Consider the following 2,090-nt stretch of genomic DNA (forward strand, 5'->3'; position numbering starts at 1 on the left):
CGTCAGTCCGCCGCCCTGCGCGTACCGCATACAACCGGCCTACCGCAGGGATCAGTACACGTCACCCCCGACAACACTCCGACGAGGTCAGTAACGTCACGTCGCAAAGGGGCAGTTGGGGCGCGTGTGGGGGTGCGGGGGTTGACGGCCATCGAGGCCCCTGGCAGGTCGGATAGCGGTGAGAAATCTGGCCTGTGGAGCCTCGATGTCTTGTCATCGTGTCCCCGCAGCGGGAGCAAACTCCAGGGCCGGGCAGCGGATAGCAGCGGCGCGGGTGGCGACCGGTATCCGGCTTGAGGCGCTGGATGAGTTCATCTCCCCGCAGGCGGTGGAGGAAGCTGTCCGCTCGTGTGGGCGAGGGGAGAAACGCTGGTGTGCATGTCTGCCGGCCAGCGCGGTGGTCTACTTCGTGCTGGCGATGTGCCTGCACTTCAGCGACGGTTATGCGGAGCTCCTGCGCAGGCTGACCGACGGGCTGCGCACCGCGGTTCATGCGGGAGCCTTGCGGGTGGCGGGCACTTCCGCCGTCTCCAAGGCTCGCGCACGACTGGGCTCCGGGCCGTTGAAAGTCCTGTTCGAGCAGGTGCGTGGCCCCTTGACCACACCGCAGTCGCCCGGCGCTTTCGCCTTCGGCCGGCGCCTGCTGATGCTCGCGCTGGACGGCACCGTTCTTGCGGCCGCGCCCACGCCGGCCAATATCAAGGCGTTCGGACCGCCGCCTGGTGGCAGCCACAAGCCCGGGCGCTATCCCCAGGTCAAGCTCGTTCTGCTGATCGCCTGCGGCACCCGCGGCATTCTCGACGCCCGCTTCGGTCCGCGCCGGGACAACGAGGTCGCGCTGGCCAAGCATCTGGCCACAAAGCCGACCCTGTCCGGCGGGCAGCTCGTGCTGATGGACCGGGCCTTTCACGGACACGACATCCTCGCCCAAGTCACCGCCTGCGGCGCCGACTTCATTGTCCGCGCGCACTCCCACCACTGGCTTCCCCACCTGCGCGAACTGGCGGACGGAAGCTTCTTGTCCTGCGTTCCGGACCGGGCCTCCAGCCAGCGCCAGGCCGCCTCCCGCTTCTGCAACCGGCGCATGCCGCCGGGCCACCCGCACGGCGTCGCGGTGCGGGTCGTGGACGCCGACATCACCGCCACCCCCGAACACGACCACCCCGCACCCGCCCACTGCGTGTGATCACCAGCCTGCTGGACCCTGACGAAGCCCCGGCCCAGCAAGTCGCCGCGGCCTATGCGGAACGCTGGAACAGCGAGACCAGCCTGTTCGAAGCCAAGATCCTCCAACGCGATCACCGGCCCCTGTTGCGCTCCCACAGCCCCGACGGCGTCGTGCAGGAGATCTACGGACTGCTCATCACCCACCAATACCTGCAGGCACAGCGCGCCCGCGCTGCCCAGGCCAGCCTGGATCCCACGACCGGCCGGCCACTGGACCCCGATCGCATCTCCTTCACCGCGGTCCTGCGCACCACCCGCCGTCACCTGCACTACCGGCCAGCCGCGGGACAGCCCCCGCTGATCACCCTCGTCCAGGCCGAAGCCCTGGCCCAGCTCATCCCCCGCAGGCCTCACCGCGTCAGGCCCCGGGCCAGACAAGCACCCAATCACCGCGTGCGAGCCCCCGGACCGGTGCCCACCGGCAACGTCACCTACACGATCACTATCTGCCGCCGAGGCGAGACCCCCGCGTCACACCCCAACCACCCGCCAAATAGCGACGCGACGTTAGGTACTGGACCTGCCCGGTAAAGTACGACGTTGGGGCCATGATCTTCGAGGCTCGCCCCAAAGTGGCTGTCTAAAGTCGTGGAGCCAAGTCGTGGAGCCGACCGCCCCAGCCACGACACGTTCTGACCTCATGCCCGTGTGCCTGCCTCTTGGGTGGGAGTGGGCGGTCGGCGGTGCCGAGCGGGGCGGAGACATGAGCGCGGGCGCCGCCGGCCGCCCGCGCCCGCCCGGAGGAGCGAAGCGACGACGGGTGCTTGAAAGCCAGTAGAGAAAGTTGTAACTCGAAGTTGTGCCCTTCTCTGTCCGGTCCCGGGAGATGCTTGACACTTCGGTCCCAGCTGATGGTTGACAGT

2 protein-coding genes are annotated in these 2,090 nt (G+C 68.5%); both read left to right on the top strand.

Annotation, left to right across the window (positions count from 1 at the left end; genetic code table 11):
• Positions 1-274: 274 nt before the first annotated feature.
• On the top strand, positions 275-1,186 hold the full coding sequence (locus tag ACFY0T_RS50235; protein WP_388885962.1) for a transposase domain-containing protein: 912 nt from the start codon (positions 275-277) through the stop codon (positions 1,184-1,186).
• A complete protein-coding gene (locus ACFY0T_RS50240; RefSeq protein ID WP_388885964.1) occupies positions 1,183-1,758 on the top strand; it encodes a hypothetical protein in 576 nt (191 codons plus the stop codon). The genes ACFY0T_RS50235 and ACFY0T_RS50240 overlap by 4 nt, the downstream gene beginning before the upstream one ends.
• Positions 1,759-2,090: the final 332 nt, after the last annotated feature.

The sequence above is a fragment of the Streptomyces sp. NPDC001530 genome (assembly GCF_042894545.1).
GTDB lineage: Bacteria > Actinomycetota > Actinomycetes > Streptomycetales > Streptomycetaceae > Streptomyces.